Origin of the sequence: Herbaspirillum sp. SJZ106, from assembly GCF_006715495.1 — a bacterium.
GTDB lineage: Bacteria > Pseudomonadota > Gammaproteobacteria > Burkholderiales > Burkholderiaceae_D > Herbaspirillum.
This window is the reverse complement of the sequence record NZ_VFNI01000004.1, coordinates 397339-414877: the sequence shown is the minus strand read 5'-3', so window position 1 is coordinate 414877 and position 17539 is coordinate 397339. Positions and strand designations below refer to the sequence as shown.

Genomic DNA, 17539 nt, shown 5'->3' with positions numbered 1-17539 from the left:
TCGGTATCAATCCGCAGTGACTTCGGCCCAGCAGTTGGGCGTTTCATGCAGCACCAGTTTTTGCAGGTGCAAGCCGGTGCCGTAGCGGTCCTTGTAGGCCGCCTTGAGGATATTGAAGGCGGCGCGCGCCAGGTTTTCCACGGTCGGGATGCTGTCGATGACCACCGTCTTGTGGCCCGGCAGGCTGGCCAGGAAGTCGCGCACCGGCGCGTCCTTTTCATAGACCAGGAAGGCATGGTCCCAGACGTCGACCAGGTGCTCCTTGGCCAGCGACTTGATGTCGGAAAAATCCATGATCATGCCGTTGTCCGAATTGCCTTCGATGTCGATCACCGCGCCGGTCAGCGTGATTTCCAGCGTATAGCGATGGCCGTGCAGGTTGCGGCACTGGCTCTTGTGGTCGGGAATGCGGTGGCCGGCGTCGAATTCGAGTTTGCGGGTGATGGTCAGCATGAATGCTCTGATGTTTGATATTGAAAACGGATGACAGGATTGCAGACCGGCGCCGCATCACCACACCTGCTGCGCTACCGCAAGTATGCGTGAAAGAAAAACGCACTCAAGGAATCTGCAGCAGCTTGTGGGTCTGGATGCTCAGTTTCCATCTGGGATTGGCCTTGACCAGCTCGATCGCCAGCCGGGTATTGCGCGCGGCGTCGGGGCCGTCCATCGGCTGCAGCAGAAAATGCTGGAAATCCAGTTTTTCATAATCGGCCAGCACTTGTGCCTGCTGCGGGATCACGACCTTCAGTTCGTTGCCTTTGAAGACCTTGAGCTCCGAGCCCATCTTGGGGCTGACGCAAATCCAGTCGACGCCTTCCGGCACCGGAATCGTGCCATTGGTTTCGATGGCGATCTCGAAACCGACCGCATGCATGCTCGCGATCAATGCCGAGTCCAATTGCAGCAAAGGCTCGCCGCCGGTGAAGACGACATACTTGCTGGCAGCATAGGTTTGCGGCCAGAGATGATTGATGGTCCGCGCCAGTTCGTCGGCGGTCTTGAACTTGCCGCCGCCCTCACCGTCGGTACCGACGAAATCGGTATCGCAAAACTGGCAAATCGCCTTGCTGCGGTCTTCTTCGCGGCCGGTCCACAGATTGCAGCCGCTGAAACGGCAAAACACTGCCGGACGTCCGGCATGCGTGCCCTCGCCTTGCAAGGTATAGAAAATTTCTTTGATGCTGTAAGTCACAATGATAGAAAGCGCCGGCTGCTTGGGGTGCCGTGGGTTTCGGAGCCTGGTGGCCGCTTGCGCAAGGCGCTTCGACCTCATGCGCGGCTCGTCCGTAAGGCGGCATTATAGCCTGTCCGGCGCGGCAGCCGGGCGCCCCGCAGGATGGGGTGATGCCAAACAACAATCCCTGGTCGCCGGGACATTTGTTGCAAAAAGGAAATACAGTTGCAATTGGACGGTGTTCAGCCATTCATCGCCGGATCCGTCTCGATCGCCTGAGCTTGATCAGGCGGCAAGCCGGGTCAATGCGCCGCCGCTGCCAGCAACGGCGTTGCCGCCGCCGGCGTTGGGCGCTGGCCGGAACGATAGCCAATCCGGAAACCGCCCCAGTGCCGGCCATTGACATAGATCGGCACGGACAGGTCGTGCATCACTTCGCCGGTATCGCGCTGATAGGTTTGCAACAGGAAGGCCTGGGTATTGCTGCCGCATCGACTGCCGGTGCGGTCATTGAAAATCCGTTTGGTACGGTTGTGAAGCAGGTCGACTTCATAGTTGCCGCTCAGCGGCTGCGAAAATTTCTTGTTATGGGTCGGGAAATAGCCGTGGTCGTCCACGGCCCCGGCATAGGCCAGATGCGGCATGGCCGCCAGGATCGGTTCCTGTATCGCTGGCAGCACGCGGTCGGTGAAAGCATCAAAACCGGTGCGATACTTGGGTGGCGCCGTGTTCGGTATCGGTTCATAGGCGCGGCCAAACAAGGCGGCATCGCTGATGCGCCCTGCTGCCAGCGCCTCTTCAAACAATTTCCCGACCTCGCGCGCGGCGGCGCTGGCCACGCGCCGGATATCGTCATGCCGGGTCGGCACCTGACTGGCGGCAATGGCGGCATAAATGACCTCGGCACGCTCCGACAAGGCCATGGCAGCCGTCGCCACCCGCGGCAACTCATTGTCGGTGGCCAGCATGCCATCGCGAATGGCCAGGATCGCATCGGCAATGCGCTGCGTGGTGTCGACATGCTGGCGCGAAGCTTTGGCGATTTGCTCGATCTCTTCTTCGGACACGCCGGCCGCCTGCTCGATATTGCCCAGAAAACCATGCACGCGCTCGACGTTGGCCGCGGCCTCCAATACCTTCTTGCTCAGCGCATGCATGCCGCCGGCGGCGCGTTCGGCTTCTTCATTGATGGCGCGCACCATGGCTTCGATATCGTCGGTCGCGGTCTTGGTCCGTTGCGCCAATTGCCGCACCTCGCCTGCCACCACCGCAAATCCGCGGCCGTGTTCACCGGCCCGGGCCGCTTCGATGGCGGCATTGAGCGCCAGCAAATTGGTGCGTGCCGCAATTTCGCTGATCACTTCCGTGATGCCGTGAATCCGGCTCGCCTTCTCCTGCAACTGCATCATCATCGCCGATGCCGTTTGCGCATCGTTGCGCGCCTGGCCGATCTGCGCCAGTCCGAGATCGACCTCGGTGCGTCCGGCCATGCTCTCGGCGCGCACTTTGGCCGCCACGCCCGACGCCCTTTCAGCATTGGCGGCAATCTGCTCGGTGCTGGCGGCATTATGCGCGGCGCCGGTGACGATGCCATTGGCGGCCTGCACGTCATGCGCAATCTTGTTCTTGATGGTATCGACAAAGTACGATGTTTCGGCCGCGCCGATCATGATGTGATCGATCTCGTCGGCAACCCTGGCAATCGCCATCGCGTTACGCATCCTGACGCGCCGCTGGTGCGGCAAGGCCACCAGCGCGGCCACCATCACCGCCAGCGCACTGATGCCCAATGAACTCACCTCGGCCGCGGCCCAGCGCTCCAGCGCGCACGCCAGGGCCAGGCCGACGCCCGCCGGCCACAGCCATGCCCACTGATGCGCCAGTGGCACACGCGGCAACTGTTTTTCGATTTCAGACATGTTGCGGCCCCTCGACTGCTGCATCGTTTTTATTGTTGTCATGCCGCGCGCATCGCCTGCCAGGACATGCGCGGCGATCCGCCGCTTATGGCGTGACGACTGCCACGCCGTGCCGGGCGAAGATTTTTGCCATCTCGCCCGATGCCACCATTTGCGCAGTCGCGTCCTGCAATTGCCGCACCAGTTCGCCATCATCCTTTTTCACCGCCATGCCGATCACCCAGCCTTGATGCGGCAGACGCGGAAAGCTGACTTCGGAAATCCGGTAGTTGGGATCGTCGCGCACCGCCGCTTCGATTTCCGACCGGCTTGCCAGCACGCCGTCCAGCGCGCCACTCTTCAGCGCATCCAAGGCTTCGTTCGAGGTCGGATAAATTTTCACGTTATCGCGGAATTTTCCATCTTCCGCACCGAGCAGCACCACCGCGCTGATCGAGACCTTTTCCACGCCGATGTTCTTGCCGGCCAGCGAATCGAGATTATCGAACCGCGGCACCTTGCGCACGTCATTCACAAGACGAATCGTCTCTCGATGATACGGCGCGAAAATCACCACCTGCTTGTTCTGGCGCGCCAGATTGGAATCGACCGGCACATGCAGCAAGACATCGGCCGGACCATAACCGAGGTAATGTCCTTTCCACACCATATTGCGCAAATCGTCGCCGAGATCATCGCCGGCCGGGAATGGCAACAGGCTGACCGTCAGCCCGAGCTTGTTCGCCAGCGCTTCGGCCAGATCGACATCGATGCCATTGCCGCCGGCCGAGAACGGCGCGAAATCGTTGTACACCGCCACCTTGAGCACGCCCGATTTCTTGATCTTGGCGAACGCATCATCAGCGCGCGCGGAAGCGCTGGCGCCGGCCAGCAGGCATGCGAGCGAAAGCATCGCAATGAATGCTTTGCAGGAAAATTTGATCATGATGCCAAACTCCGTTGTATTGATCGGATCAGGCCGATGCCGAACCACATGAAAACGGGATCGCGGCGCCGGTTTCGCCGGCGCCGCAAACGGCGCTGCTTATTTCGCGGCGCGCAAGGTTTCCAGATAGGCCTTGATCGACCACATCGCTTCCTGGTTCAGGATGCCTTCGAACGGCGGCATATAGACCGCGCCGTTACGCACTTTGCCGTGCCGCACCGATTGCAGGAAATACTTGTCGGTGTCTTTGTAGCAGGCTTGCTTCTTGGCATCGGCCTTGAGGTCTGTGCAATCGCGGTCGAGCAACCGCAGATCCGGCGCGATACCCCCCGATTGCGCTTGCAGGCCGTGGCAGCGCGCGCAATTTTCAGCATAGGCCGAGCTGCCGATCTTGATCGCTTCCTTCTGGCCGCGATAAGGGTTACTGTCTTTCCATGCCGCACCCAGCGTCGGCAAGGTCTTGGTATCCACAGCCTGCGGAGTGACATCGCCATGGGCGTGAGCGCTGACTGGCAACATGGCTGCCGCCGCCAGGGTGCAGATTGAAATGAAGTGTCCGATACGGTTCATGCAAGTCTCCTCAGTGCAATTGTTGAAAGAATGAGGAGCGTTGTGCAATTACCATGCCACGCGGCAGAAGTTTGAAAGCGCCACACTGGCACTGAAATTGCTGCACATTTTTTGTTCTGTTAATGAACAAGTGCTACATTAAACAACACCAAAAAAGAAACAAGCCAAAGCAGGCTGATACAAGCCGCAGCATAAATAGAAAGAGGAGACAAAAGTGCAGACAATGACAGACGGCAACGGCGGACCGATTGCTGCCGCCAATACGACGGGCATGCTTTCTGCATATGGTCCCCACATCATGATCGTAGAAGAATCCCGCCAGCGTTCCATCGCACATGGCTTGTCCGAGACCGAGGCCCCGGACTACAGCCCGATCGCGCGCGCCGATTTTTCGATGCTGCTGGAGCAAAACCGCACGCTGCATCTGCATGCGCTGCCTGTCATGGAAACGCTGTACGAGCAAATCATCAACACCCACAATATGGTGATCCTGACCGACGTCAACGGTCTGATCGTCCATACGCTCGGCGACGACGACTTCCTGGAAAAGGCCAACCGCGTGGCATTGCAGCCGGGCGTCACCTGGTCGGAACAAAGCAAGGGCACCAATGCCATCGGCACCGCCATTGTCGAAAAACAGCCCGTGCAGATACATGCGAATGAACATTATTTACAGGCCAATCATTTCCTCACCTGTTCGGCCGCGCCGATTTCCGATCATCAGGGCAATGTGATCGGCGTGCTGGATGTGACCGGCGACCAGTCCAGCTTTCACAAGCACACCATGGCGCTGGTGCGGATGTCGGCGCAAATGATCGAGAACCATATATTCTCCGCCGCCTTCCACAACGCCATTACCCTGCACTTCAATACGCGTCCCGAATTCATCGGCACGCTGATGGAAGGCATCGCCTCATTCACACCGAGCGGGCGCTTCCTGTCGGCCAACCGCACCGGCCTGTTTCAGTTGGGCCTGCCGCTGTCGGCATTGCAGTCGCACACCTTCAGCTCCCTGTTCGGTTTGCCGATTTCGGCCCTGTTCGATCACTACCGCACCGCAACACCGGGCTTGCTGAATCTGTGCATGCCAAGCGGCGTGCGGGTATACGGACGGGCTCAGTTGCAAATTGCCAACAGCGTATTCCAACACTCCGCCGACCTGGCGCGCAACGATCAGGGCAACGATGGCGAACCGGGCCGACAGAGCGGCGCTCACGCGCCCCAGCCAGCGTCCTCGCAGACAGCCAGCCAGAGCCAGCGCCGCATGTCCGGTTTGCGTTACCTCAATACCGGCGATCCGCAAGTAGCCGCCCTGATCGACAAGGTCAACAAAGTGCTGGGACGCGACATCCCGATTCTGGTCATGGGCGAAACCGGCACCGGCAAGGAATTGCTGGCGCAAGCCATCCACAACGACTCTCCTCGCGCTGAAGGCCCGTTTGTCGCCGTCAACTGCGCCTCGATTCCGGAAACCCTGATTGAATCCGAGCTGTTCGGTTATGAAGACGGCGCCTTCACCGGCGCCCGCAAGAAAGGCGCAGTCGGCAAATTGCTGCAGGCCAATGGCGGCACCTTGTTCCTGGATGAAATCGGCGACATGCCGTTCAGCCTGCAGGCCCGCCTGCTGCGGGTGCTGCAGGAACGCATGGTGACGCCGCTGGGCAGCACCAAGTCGATTCCGGTCAACGTCGAACTGATCTGCGCCACCAACCGCAACCTGCGCGACCTCATCGCCAAGGGTCAATTCCGCGAAGACCTGTATTACCGGCTCAATGGACTGGTGGTCAAGCTGCCGCCGCTGCGCGAGCGCACCGACCTCGATATCGTCGTGGAAAAGATTCTGATTGCCGAATCCAGCGGGGAGCGCTACAAGGTGGCGCCCGAGATCATGCGCCTGTTCAAGCAGCACAGCTGGCCCGGCAACTTCCGCCAGTTGACCAACCTGCTGCGCACCGCCATCGTGATGGCCGGCAATGAAACCGAAATCCAGCGCCAGCACTTGCCCGATGACTTCCTCGACGATGTCGAAAGCGCGCAGGCACAAGCGTCGGAAGACAATACCAACTGGATGGTGTCGCAAGGCGCCAACCTGGAACAGGTGGAGTTGTCGGTGATTCAGAAGGCGCTCAAATCCAATGGCGGCAACGTCTCCGCTACCGCCCGCGCCCTGGGCGTTTCACGCAATACCATCTACCGCAAGATCCCGCTCGCCAAGTAAGCCTGGAGCGCATCGGCAACGCATGTTGCGCCGCAGCGCATCGGCTCATCCGGACAGCGGCGGCGGTGACTGCGCCTGATGCAGATCCGCCACCGCTTGTCGCAATGCAGCGGCGATCAGCGCATCGTCGGCGGTATGGGCGCCGCCGGCAATCCAGCGCAGGTCTGCCGCCGGCATGAAGCGTTGCAGCCGGACGGCGTTTTGCGGCGGACAGATCCAGTCGCGGGTGCCATGAATGATGATGGCGGGAATGCCGGCCGCATCGGCCTGGCGCGCCGCACGCAACAACTTCCGCTCGCTGGTGAAACAGTGCTGCGACAAATAATGCGCCTGGATGCGGTATTTGTTGAGGCGGGCCGGCGTCATGTCGCCATCGGCCGCGGCCAACGCCCTCGGCGCCGCCCCGTTCATCGCCAGCATCAGCGCGTCTTCGTAACTCCCCCACCTGGCCGCCCCGTCACGTTGCCGGGCAACCGTCCCATTTTGCAACAACACTGTTAAGGAATGAAGCACCTGCTGTTTCTGCGCCCGGTTCCAGCCCTGCGTCAGGCGCGCCCACGCCTGCGGCGCCAGCGCCTGCAGATCCTGGAAGAACCATTGCATCTCGCGCGGGCTGGTCAAAAAGCTGCCGCGCAACACCAGCCCGCGCAAGCGCTGCGGATAACTGCCGGCATACAGGATCGCCGGCACCGCGCCCCATGAGCCGCCGATGACATGCCAGCATCCGATCCCGAGATAGGCCCGCAGCCGTTCGATATCGGCGACCAGATCGGCAGTCGTGTTGTGCGCCAGCTCGCCGGCCGGCAAGCTGAGGCCGGCGCCGCGCTGATCGAACAACACCACGCGCTGCCGCGTCAGGTCGAACCACTCCAGCATCGACAACTGGCTTCTGCCGCCGGGGCCGCCATGCAACACCACGCTGGCTGGGCCGTCGGCGCATCCGAACTCGGCGAAATAGACACGGTGGCCGGCACTGTCCGGCAGATGGCCGGAACGCAGCGGAACGGGATTGGACTTCGGCACGGAACTTGCGTTTATCGACATGATTGCGCCAGCGGCAAGGGAACATGAACACGATGCTGACATGCAATCACAAATCGTACCCGTTTTTTTTCAACCCATTGATGGAGACAAACATGACATGGAGCAAACCTGAGTTTTCCGATCTGCGTTTTGGCTTTGAAATCACGATGTATATCGCCAATCGTTAATTCCGCTGATATCCGGGAATGCGCGGCAGTCGCATAACGATTGCCGCGCCTGCCCCTCTCTGGATCTGACCCCGGCACATAATGAAAATCATCGTATTAGGTTCTGCGGCGGGCGGCGGCTTCCCACAATGGAACTGCAATTGCCGCAACTGCAAAGGGGTACGCGAAGGCGTCATCAACGCCAGGCCCCGCACGCAATCATCGATCGCGGTATCGTCCAATGGCCGCGACTGGCTGCTGATCAATGCATCACCCGATATCCTGACCCAGATCAAGGCGACGCCGGCGCTGCAACCGGCGCGCGCCGCCCGCGACACCGGCATCGCCGCCGTGATGCTCATGGATGCCCAGATCGACCACGTTACCGGCTTGCTCATGCTGCGCGAAGGCAAGCCCTTGCCGCTGTATTGTTCGGCCGCGGTCTGGGACGACCTGACCGGCGGTTTGCCGCTGGTGCACGTGCTGTCGCATTACTGCCGCGTGCAATGGCATGTGCTGGCGCCGAACCAGACGCCGTCATCGCAGGAATTGCCGCAAATCGAAGACCTCCGTTTCACGCCGTTGCCGCTGACCAGCAAGGCCCCGCCGTATTCACCGCATCGGGAATTGCCGCAACCGGGCGACAACCTGGGCCTCATCATCGAAAACCGCAAGACCGGCAAAAAACTGTTTTACGCGCCCGGCCTGGGCGAACTCGAAGCGCATGTGCTGGCGGCCATGCATGCCGCCGATTGCCTTCTCGTCGACGGCACCTTCTGGAGCGAAGATGAAATGATCAACCTCGGCTTCTCCAGGAAAAAGGCCGCCGACATGGGGCACCTGCCGCAATCCGGCCCGGGCGGCATGATCGACGTGCTGGATACGATCAACGATACCCGCAAGATCCTGATCCACATCAACAACACCAACCCGATACTTGACGAAGACTCCGCCGAACGCGCCACGTTGACGCGGCACGGTATCGAGGTCGCCTGGGATGGAATGGAAATCGAACTATGAACCAGCCCGCCTGCGCAGCATCAACCGCACTGCCGGCATGGGACCGTGCCGAATTCGAATCACGCCTGCGCGCCAAGGGCGCCGGTTACCACATTCACCATCCGTTCAACGTCAAGATGAACGATGGCTTGCTCAGCCCCGACCAGGTGCGCGGCTGGATTGCCAACCGCTTTTATTACCAGATCAACATTCCGCAAAAGGACGGCGCCATCATCGCCAATTGCCCCGACCGCGAAACCCGCAGGAAATGGGTCCAGCGCATACTCGACCATGATGGATGGGAGGGCAATGCCGGCGGCATCGAAGCCTGGAGCCGGCTGGCCGGCGCCGCCGGCATCCCGCGCGAGGAATTATGGTCGCTGCGGCATGTGGCGCCCGGCGTACGTTTTGCGGTCGATGCCTATGTCAACTTTGCTCGCCGTGCGCCGTGGCAAGAAGCGGTCTGCTCTTCGCTGACCGAAATGTTTGCGCCGAAAATCCACAAAGACCGGCTGGCCAACTGGCCGCAACACTACAGCTGGATCGAGTCCGATGGCTTGCAGTATTTCCGCAGCCGCATCTCGCTGGCCGAGCGCGATGTCGAACACGGCTTGCAAGTCACGCTCGACCATTTCGTTACCCGGGCCCAGCAGGAGCGCGCACTGGAAATCCTCCAATTCAAACTCGATGTGCTGTGGAGCATGCTGGACGCCATCGACAAAGCGTATCCGTAGCCGGACCGATCATTCATCCACTTTCCTGCCATTGAGATCATGACGACACTGCCAGAAAAACCCCGACTCTCGCGCCTGTTTCGCTTGCAATGGGAAGAAGCGCAAGGCAATTACGTGCTGCTGTATCCGGAAGGCATGATCAAGCTCAACCGCAGCGCGGCCGAAATTCTGAAGCTGTGCGACGGCGCACATGATGTCGCCGGCATCACCTTGGATCTGGAACGGGCGTTCTCGGTCAGCGGCCTGCGTCCCGATGTCGATGATTTCTTACGGATCGCCAATGAGCGCAACTGGATTTCCTGAAACCGCCGCCGTCCCGCCGCCGCTGTGGCTGCTGGCCGAGCTGACCTATCGCTGTCCGCTGCATTGCGTGTTTTGCTATAACCCGCTCAACTATGCCGAGAACCGCAACGAGCTCGACACCGCGCAGTGGATCGATGTGATGCGGCAGGCGCGCAAGCTGGGCGCGGCGCAACTCGGTTTTTCCGGCGGCGAGCCCTTGTTGCGCGACGACCTTGAAGAATTGATCGGCGCCGCTCACGGGCTGGGCTATTACACCAACCTGGTCACTTCCGGCATCGGCCTCAACGAAGATCGCATTGCCCGCATGAAGCGGCTCGGCCTGGATCATATCCAGCTTTCGTTTCAGGATTCGACCAAGGAAATGAACGATTTCTTGTCGAGCACCAAAACCTTCGACCTCAAGTCGCGCGTTGCCGGACTGATCAAGCGCTACGATTATCCGATGGTGCTCAATGTCGTGCTGCATCGATACAACCTCGACCATGTGGCGCGCATCATCGACATGGCGCTGGCGATGGAGGTCGAATATCTGGAACTGGCCAATACCCAATACTATGGCTGGGGCATGCTCAATCGCGCGCATCTGATGCCGCTGCGCGAACAGGTCGAGCGTGCCGAAGCGGTGGTGAACGAATACCGCAGCCGCATCGGCAACAAGATGAAGATCCTGTTCGTGGTGCCGGACTATTTTGAAGAACGCCCCAAGGCCTGCATGAATGGCTGGGGTTCGGTATTCATGGCGATCGGCGCCGACGGCACCGCGCTGCCCTGCCACGCTGCGCGCAGCCTGCCCGGCATCAGCTATCCCAATGTCACCGACTACAGCATCGAAGAGATCTGGCAGCGCAGCCAGGCCTTCAACCGGTTCCGCGGCGACGACTGGATGCAGGAACCCTGCCGCAGTTGCGATGAAAAGAAAAAGGATTTTGGCGGCTGCCGCTGCCAAGCCTTTGCCTTGACCGGCGATGCCGCCGCGGCCGACCCGGTTTGCGCCAAATCGGAGCGGCACGGCGACGTCACCAATATTGTGATGCACGCGCGCAGCAAACCGACCGCGGAATCGCAGCCGATCTTGTTCAGGACCGATGCCAACTCGCGGCGTTTTTTCCGATCGACCTCGTAAGCCCAGGCAAGTAACCGCTCCGCCTGTCCTTTCCTTGGGATCCGGCCGATGCCCATGTTCATTCTTGGCAGCCCATTTTCCGACTGTTTCAGCCTGAACATCCCGGGCATCGCCGACCCCGGCTTCACCTCACCTCTTTCAACTGCTCCAGAATGGCAGGGTTTTCCAATGTGGAAACATCCTGCGTAATTTCCTCTCCGCGCGCCAGCACCCGCAACAGCCTGCGCATGATCTTGCCCGAACGGGTCTTCGGCAAATTATCGCCAAACCGTAATTCCTTGGGCTTGGCGATCGGGCCGATCTCCTGGGCTACCCAGTTACGCAATTGGCCGGCGATGCGCAAGGCATCCTCGCCGCCCGGGCGCTCCTGCTTGAGCACGACGAACGCGCAGATCGATTCGCCGGTGGTGGCATCCGGCTTGCCGACCACCGCCGCTTCCGCCACCAGCGGATGGGCCACCAGCGCCGATTCGATTTCCATCGTTCCCATGCGATGGCCCGACACATTGAGGACGTCATCGATGCGGCCGGTGATGGTGAAGTAACCGTTGTCGGCATCGCGAATCGCCCCATCGCCGGCCAGATACAACTTGCCGCCCAGCTCATCGGGAAAGTAACTCTTGCGAAAGCGCTGCGGATCGCCCCAGATGGTACGGATCATCGATGGCCACGGGCGCTTGACCACCAGAATGCCGCCCTCGCCATCGGGCAAGTCCCGGCCTGTTTCGTCCACCACGCCGATCATGATGCCGGGCAGCGGCAAGGTGCAGGAGCCCGGTACCATCGCGGTCGCGCCGGGCATCGGGCTGATCATGTGCCCGCCTGTTTCGGTTTGCCAGAAGGTATCGACAATCGGGCAACTGGTGCGGCCGACATGGCGGTAGTACCAGAGCCAGGCTTCGGGATTGATCGGCTCGCCGACCGAACCCAGCAAACGCAGGCTGCCCAGGTCGTAGCGATCCGGATGCACCGCCGGATTGCTATCGGCCGCCTTGATCAGGGACCGGATCGCGGTCGGTGCGGTATAGAAAATCGTTGCCCGGTGTTTTTCGATCATTTGCCAGAAACGCCCGGCGTCGGGATAGGTCGGCACGCCTTCGAACACGATTTGCGTGGCGCCGGCCGACAGCGGCCCGTAAGCGATGTAACTGTGGCCGGTCACCCATCCGATGTCGGCAGTACACCAGAAAATATCGTCTGGCTTGATATCGAAGGTCCACTTCATGGTCAGTGTGGCCCACAGCAAGAAGCCGCCGGAGGAATGCTGCACGCCCTTTGGCGTGCCGGTCGAACCCGAGGTGTAGAGGATGAACAGCGGATGTTCGGCTTCCACCCATTCCGGTTCGCAGTCATCGGATTGTTGCGCCAGCCGCGTGTCGAGCCAGAGATCGCGCGCGGCATCGAAGCCGACGTCATTGCCGGTGCGGCGATGCACGATCACATGTTCGACGCGCTCGCAGCCGCCCAAGGCCAGCGCCTGGTCGACAATCGCTTTCAATGGCAAGATCTTGCCGCCGCGCACTTGCTCATCGGCGGTGATCACCGCCTTGGCGCCGGCGTCGATGATGCGTTCCTGCAGCGACTTGGCGGAAAATCCGCCGAACACCACCGAGTGGATCGCGCCGATGCGGGCGCAGGCTTGCATGGCGGCCACGCCTTCGATCGACATCGACATGTAAATCACCACGCGGTCGCCCTTGCCGACGCCCAGGGACTTGAGCGCATTGGCGAAACGGCATACCGTGCGCTGCAGCTGCCGATAGGTGACCGAGGCGGTCTGGCCATCGTCGGCTTCGAAAACGATGGCGGTCTTGTCGCCGTTTCCCTGATGCACATGACGATCCAGGCAGTTCCAGGAAACATTCAGGCGGCCATCCTGAAACCAGCGGTAAAACGGCGCATCCGATTCATCCAGCACCTGGGAAAAAGGCGTTTCCCATTGCAGGTGTTCCAGCGCCAGCCGGCCCCAGAATTTTTCATAGTCCTGCTCGGCCGAGGCGCACAAGGCGCGGTAAGCAGCCATGCCGGAAATGGCGGCATGGTCGACGAATTTTTCGGGCGGGTGAAACATGCCGCTTAAAGGCGTCAGTTCGGTAATGTCGTTCATGTCTATTCTGCCTGTGAAGAATTGTTGCGCGAATCGGCCGGCAAGCCGATCCCTGCGGCGCGGGCAAAAAAATGGCTGACGACCGCAGTCGTCAGCCAAAACTGCTCAAGCACGAGCAAGGAAATGGATGCCATGCCTCAACAGCCTGGAGAATCGCTGTCGTTGATTACATTCCAAAAAACTTGATTGCTGCTGCCCGCTGCCTGTATCGCTGCCGGCAGCAGCCGTATCATTGCCGCATTTATTTTGCCAGCTTGAAAACCCAGACCGAACCGCCCTGTTCGAGGAAGTTGACCTTCTTCGCCACTTCGCCGCCCCACAGCGGCACTGCGCCGCCCCAGCCGGACACCACGGCGACGTATTGCGTATCGCCGTCTTTCCAGGTCACCGGAGGCGCGACCACGCCGGAACCGGTCTGGAATTTCCACAATTCCTTGCCGCTCTTGGCATCTACCGCCTTGAGGAATCCTTCCGGCGTGCCGTAGAACACCAGGCCGCCGGCAGTCGTCATCACACCGCCCCAGAGCGGCGCATTGTTCTTGATTTCCCAGACGATCTTGCCGGTCTTCGGATCCACCGCGCGCATGGCGCCGATGTAATCTTCATTGATCGGATGAATGGTGAAACCGGCGCCGAGGAAAGCCCCGCCCTTCTTGTAAGTGACCGGTTCGTTCCAGATATCCATGCCCCATTCATTGGCCGGCACATAGAACAGTTTGGTTTGCGGGCTGTAGGCCATCGGCATCTGGTTCTTGGCGCCGAGGAACGCCGGAGCGGCAAATACGGTGGCGCCCTTCTTGCCTTCTTCACCCTTGGTCGGGTCGCCCGGACGGCCCTTGTCGATGTAATTCGGACGCCCGGTCTTCAGATCGATGCCGGAAGCCCAGGTGATCTTGTTGACGAACGGGAAGGCGTTTTGCAGCTTGCCATCCTTGGCGTCGATCACGTAGAAAAAGCCATTGCGGTCGGCCTTGCCACCCATACGCTTGCCGTCCATGTCGAACGTGATGAACTCGTTGACGCCATCGTAATCCCAGCCGTCGTGCGGGGTCGTCTGGTAGCTCCACTTGATCTGGCCGGTTTCGATATCGAGCGCCACGGTGGAGGACGAATACAGATTGTCGCCGGGCCGCAGGTGGCTGTTCCATGGCGCCGGATTGCCGGTGCCGAAATAAGCCAGGCCGGTAGTCGGATCATAGGTGCCGCCGAGCCAGGTAGCGCCGCCGCCGGTTTTCCACAATTCGCCGGGCCAGCTCTTGTTGGTCGTGCCGGTAATGCCGTTTTCGGTGGCCTTGCCGTCCTTGTCGTACTTGTAGCCCATGTGGCCTTCGATCATCGGCCGGCTCCAGACCAGTTGCCCGGTCTTCGGATCACGCGCGTCGACCCGTCCGACCACGCCGAACTCGCCGCCGGAAACGCCGGTCAGCAACAGGCCCTTGGCGATGAGCGGCGCGGCCGACATCGAATAGCCGGCGGCGTAGTCATCCACTTTTTCTTTCCAGACGATCTTGCCGGTATCCTGGTCCAGCGCGACCAGTTGCGCATCCAGCGTGCCGAAAATCACCAGATTGTCGTACAGCGCCGCGCCGCGGTTGACCACGTCACAGCATGGCATGATGCCGTCCGGCAGGCGGTGTTCATACTTCCACAGCTTGGCGCCGGTTTTGATGTCGATCGCATAGATGCGCGAGTACGAACCGGTCACGAACATCTTGCCGTTGTATATCAGCGGCTGCGATTCCTGGCCGCGCTGTTTCTCGCCGCCGAAGGAAAACGACCACGCCGGCACCAGCTTGCCGACCGTCTTGGTATTGATCTGGGTCAGCGGCGAAAAGCGCTGGCCCTGCGTCCCCATGCCCCACGACAAGACGCTGCCGGGATTGGTGGCGTCCTTGGCGATCATGGCGTCGGTGACGCCTGCCGCATACGCCACGACTGGCCCCGCGCCGCTCAGCGCCACGCCCAACAAGCCTGCTATCAGTTTTCTTTGCATGTCATCCTCCTGTTTTTTCGCATCAATTATTTCAAGTACGCCGTTTTGGAATTCATGTTGTGAAGCCATCTCCGTATAGGCAATCCCCGTGCCAACCGTATCCGCGCGATTTCCTGCATCGGCAGGCGGCATAAAGCGATTTTTCCTGTTCCAAAAGCGGGCAATTGTCACGCTCTGGAACAAGACACCTACGACGACTTTTCCGCTGCCAGGGCCGTTTCCGGACCGATTTGCGCCGACGTCATTTCCACCTGTTCATACTCTTCATCGGAAAACAATCTCGAGCGCGTCAGAAAACGTTTTCCGGTGCCGTTGTCGAGCGAAAACATGCCGCCCATGCCCGGCACGACATCGATGATGAGTTGGGTATGCTTCCAATACTCGAACTGCTCGGCGCCCATGTAAAAAGGGGCGCCGTCCAGCAGGCCCATGAAGACATCGGTTTCGCTCAGTTCGAAATCGCCCAGCGCGTAGCACATCGGCGAACTGCCATCGCAACAGCCGCCCGACTGGAAGAACATCAAGGCGCCATGCCGCTCATGCAAACTGCGGATAAAGGCAATGGCCTCGTCGGTGGCGATCACGCGCGCGATGAAGGAATGAGTCATAGTGCCCTCGAAAAAAAAGCGGCATACCTTTCGATATGCCGCAACCCGCATTGATCAGAAGAAGCCCATTGCGTTCGGGTTGTAGCTGACCAGGAGATTTTTGGTTTGCTGGTAGTGATCCAGCATCATCTTGTGGTTTTCGCGTCCGATGCCGGATTGCTTGTAACCGCCGAATGCCGCATGGGCCGGATACAGGTGATAGCAATTGGTCCACACGCGGCCAGCCTGAATCGCACGGCCGACGCGGAACGCACGCGAACCGTCGCGCGTCCACAAGCCGGCGCCCAGACCGTACAGCGTGTCGTTGGCGATTTCCAATGCTTCCGCTTCATCCTTGAAGGTCGTGACCGATACCACCGGGCCAAAGATTTCTTCCTGGAAGATGCGCATCTTGTTGTGCCCCTTGAAAATCGTCGGTTGCACGTAGTATCCGTTTTCGAGATCTCCCTTCAGGGCCTGGCGGGCGCCGCCGAGCAAGGTTTGCGCGCCTTCCTGGCGGCCGATATCCATGTAGGACAGAATCTTTTCCAATTGCTCCTGGGAAGCCTGCGCGCCGATCATGGTGCTCTTGTCGAGCGGATTGCCTTGCTTGATCGCCGCCACGCGCTTGACGGCGCGCTCGATGAAGCGATCGTAGATCGACTCCTGAATCAGTACGCGCGACGGGCAAGTGCACACTTCCCCCTGGTTCAGCGCAAACATGGCAAAGCCTTCCAGGCACTTGTCGAAGAATGCGTCGTCCTGATCCATCACATCGGCAAAGAAAATGTTGGGCGACTTGCCGCCCAGTTCCAGCGTCACCGGGATCAGGTTTTGCGACGCATATTGCATGATCAGGCGCCCGGTGCCGGTTTCACCGGTGAAGGCGATCTTGGCGATACGCTTGCTGGAGGCCAATGGTTTCCCCGCTTCCAGGCCGAAGCCGTTGACCACGTTCAGCACGCCCGGCGGCAACAGGTCGCCGATCAGTTCCATCAGGACCATGATCGATGCCGGGGTCTGCTCAGCCGGCTTGAGCACGATGCAATTGCCGGCGGCCAGCGCCGGCGCCATTTTCCAGACCCCCATCAGGATCGGGAAATTCCATGGAATGATCTGGCCGACCACGCCCAGCGGTTCATGGAAGTGATACGCATAGGTTTCGGAATCGATCTGGGCGATGCTGCCTTCCTGCGCACGGATGCAACCGGCAAAGTAACGGAAATGATCGATCGCCAGCGGAATATCGGCCGCCATGGTTTCGCGGATCGGCTTGCCGTTATCGATCGTCTCGGCCGTCGCCAGCAATTCCAGGTTGGCTTGCATGCGATCGGCAATGCGGTTCAGGATATCGGCGCGTTCGGCCGGCGAGGTTTTGCCCCAGGCGGCTTTTGCCGCATGCGCGGCGTCCAGCGCCAGTTCGATATCTTCCGCAGTGGAACGGGCAATTTCACAAAATGGCTTGCCGGTGACCGGCGTGACGTTTTCGAAGTAGGCGCCGTTGGCCGGCGGCACAAATTTGCCGCCGATAAAGTTGTCGTAGCGTTGCTTGAACGGGTTCTTCACACCCAGTTTGCTGATGTCTGCCAGATTCATGTCATCCTCCTGTTGAAATGTGTCATTGAGCGCTCCGGAGGCCGCGCCTCCGAACACATGCAGATATCAGCAATCGCCATGCCAGAACCTCATTCGCT

General features: G+C 60.2%; 17 protein-coding genes. 6 read left to right on the top strand and 11 right to left on the bottom strand.

Annotated features, from left to right (window positions below; translation table 11 throughout):
* Positions 1-6 precede the first annotated feature (6 nt).
* The 5 genes from queD to pedF all read right to left on the bottom strand — a co-directional run bounded on the left by queD (position 7) and on the right by pedF (position 4591).
* Positions 7-453, bottom strand: a complete 447-nt coding sequence (gene queD / locus FB598_RS15045; protein ID WP_141915225.1) for a 6-carboxytetrahydropterin synthase QueD — start codon at positions 451-453, stop codon at positions 7-9.
* A 106-nt stretch (positions 454-559) separates the two neighbouring features.
* Positions 560-1195, bottom strand: a complete 636-nt coding sequence (queE, locus tag FB598_RS15040) for a 7-carboxy-7-deazaguanine synthase (RefSeq protein WP_141915227.1) — start codon at positions 1193-1195, stop codon at positions 560-562.
* Between the two features lie 284 nt (positions 1196-1479).
* Complete coding sequence (locus tag FB598_RS15035; protein ID WP_183405865.1) at positions 1480-3096, bottom strand: methyl-accepting chemotaxis protein; 1617 nt, start codon at positions 3094-3096, stop codon at positions 1480-1482.
* A gap of 85 nt (positions 3097-3181) precedes the next feature.
* Positions 3182-3988, bottom strand: a complete 807-nt coding sequence (locus FB598_RS15030; RefSeq protein WP_141915232.1) for an ABC transporter substrate-binding protein — start codon at positions 3986-3988, stop codon at positions 3182-3184.
* Between the two features lie 132 nt (positions 3989-4120).
* On the bottom strand, positions 4121-4591 hold the full coding sequence (pedF, locus tag FB598_RS15025; RefSeq protein ID WP_141915234.1) for a cytochrome c-550 PedF: 471 nt from the start codon (positions 4589-4591) through the stop codon (positions 4121-4123).
* A 298-nt stretch (positions 4592-4889) separates the two neighbouring features.
* Between pedF and FB598_RS15020 the strand changes: the two genes are divergently transcribed.
* Positions 4890-6809: a sigma-54-dependent Fis family transcriptional regulator gene (locus FB598_RS15020; protein ID WP_255464035.1), complete on the top strand. Its 1920-nt coding sequence runs from the start codon at positions 4890-4892 to the stop codon at positions 6807-6809.
* Between the two features lie 45 nt (positions 6810-6854).
* Here FB598_RS15020 and FB598_RS15015 read toward each other — a convergent pair whose 3' ends face one another.
* The gene (locus tag FB598_RS15015) at positions 6855-7853 is read right to left on the bottom strand and encodes an alpha/beta fold hydrolase (protein WP_183405864.1); all 999 of its coding nucleotides are present in this window, start codon (positions 7851-7853) and stop codon (positions 6855-6857) included.
* A 92-nt stretch (positions 7854-7945) separates the two neighbouring features.
* Between FB598_RS15015 and pqqA the strand changes: the two genes are divergently transcribed.
* From pqqA to pqqE, 5 genes are all read left to right on the top strand, one after another.
* Positions 7946-8020: a pyrroloquinoline quinone precursor peptide PqqA gene (gene pqqA, locus FB598_RS15010; protein WP_139217194.1), complete on the top strand. Its 75-nt coding sequence runs from the start codon at positions 7946-7948 to the stop codon at positions 8018-8020.
* A gap of 81 nt (positions 8021-8101) precedes the next feature.
* On the top strand, positions 8102-9019 hold the full coding sequence (gene pqqB, locus FB598_RS15005; RefSeq protein ID WP_141915238.1) for a pyrroloquinoline quinone biosynthesis protein PqqB: 918 nt from the start codon (positions 8102-8104) through the stop codon (positions 9017-9019).
* The gene (pqqC, locus tag FB598_RS15000; protein ID WP_141915240.1) at positions 9016-9732 is read left to right on the top strand and encodes a pyrroloquinoline-quinone synthase PqqC; all 717 of its coding nucleotides are present in this window, start codon (positions 9016-9018) and stop codon (positions 9730-9732) included. The genes pqqB and pqqC overlap by 4 nt, the downstream gene beginning before the upstream one ends.
* A gap of 39 nt (positions 9733-9771) precedes the next feature.
* Positions 9772-10035, top strand: coding sequence for a pyrroloquinoline quinone biosynthesis peptide chaperone PqqD (gene pqqD / locus FB598_RS14995; RefSeq protein WP_141915242.1), 264 nt, complete (start codon positions 9772-9774; stop codon positions 10033-10035).
* Entirely contained in the window at positions 10013-11158 is a 1146-nt protein-coding gene (gene pqqE / locus FB598_RS14990; RefSeq protein ID WP_141915244.1) for a pyrroloquinoline quinone biosynthesis protein PqqE, read from the top strand. Before pqqD ends, pqqE begins: the two co-directional genes overlap by 23 nt.
* 124 nt (positions 11159-11282) lie before the next feature.
* On the opposite strand, the gene acs is transcribed toward pqqE, so the two are convergent.
* From acs to adh, 5 genes are all read right to left on the bottom strand, one after another.
* Positions 11283-13229 carry an acetate--CoA ligase gene (acs, locus tag FB598_RS14985; RefSeq protein WP_370455028.1) on the bottom strand — a complete coding sequence of 649 codons (1947 nt, stop codon included), beginning with the start codon at positions 13227-13229 and terminating at the stop codon, positions 11283-11285.
* A 38-nt stretch (positions 13230-13267) separates the two neighbouring features.
* Entirely contained in the window at positions 13268-13399 is a 132-nt protein-coding gene (locus tag FB598_RS20930) for a hypothetical protein (RefSeq protein WP_255464034.1), read from the bottom strand.
* 107 nt (positions 13400-13506) lie between these two features.
* Positions 13507-15258: a PQQ-dependent methanol/ethanol family dehydrogenase gene (locus tag FB598_RS14980; protein WP_141915248.1), complete on the bottom strand. Its 1752-nt coding sequence runs from the start codon at positions 15256-15258 to the stop codon at positions 13507-13509.
* Positions 15259-15446: 188 nt separating this feature from the next.
* Complete coding sequence (locus FB598_RS14975) at positions 15447-15866, bottom strand: DUF779 domain-containing protein (protein ID WP_141915251.1); 420 nt, start codon at positions 15864-15866, stop codon at positions 15447-15449.
* 54 nt (positions 15867-15920) lie between these two features.
* Positions 15921-17441, bottom strand: a complete 1521-nt coding sequence (gene adh, locus FB598_RS14970; RefSeq protein ID WP_141915254.1) for an aldehyde dehydrogenase — start codon at positions 17439-17441, stop codon at positions 15921-15923.
* Positions 17442-17539 lie beyond the last annotated feature (98 nt).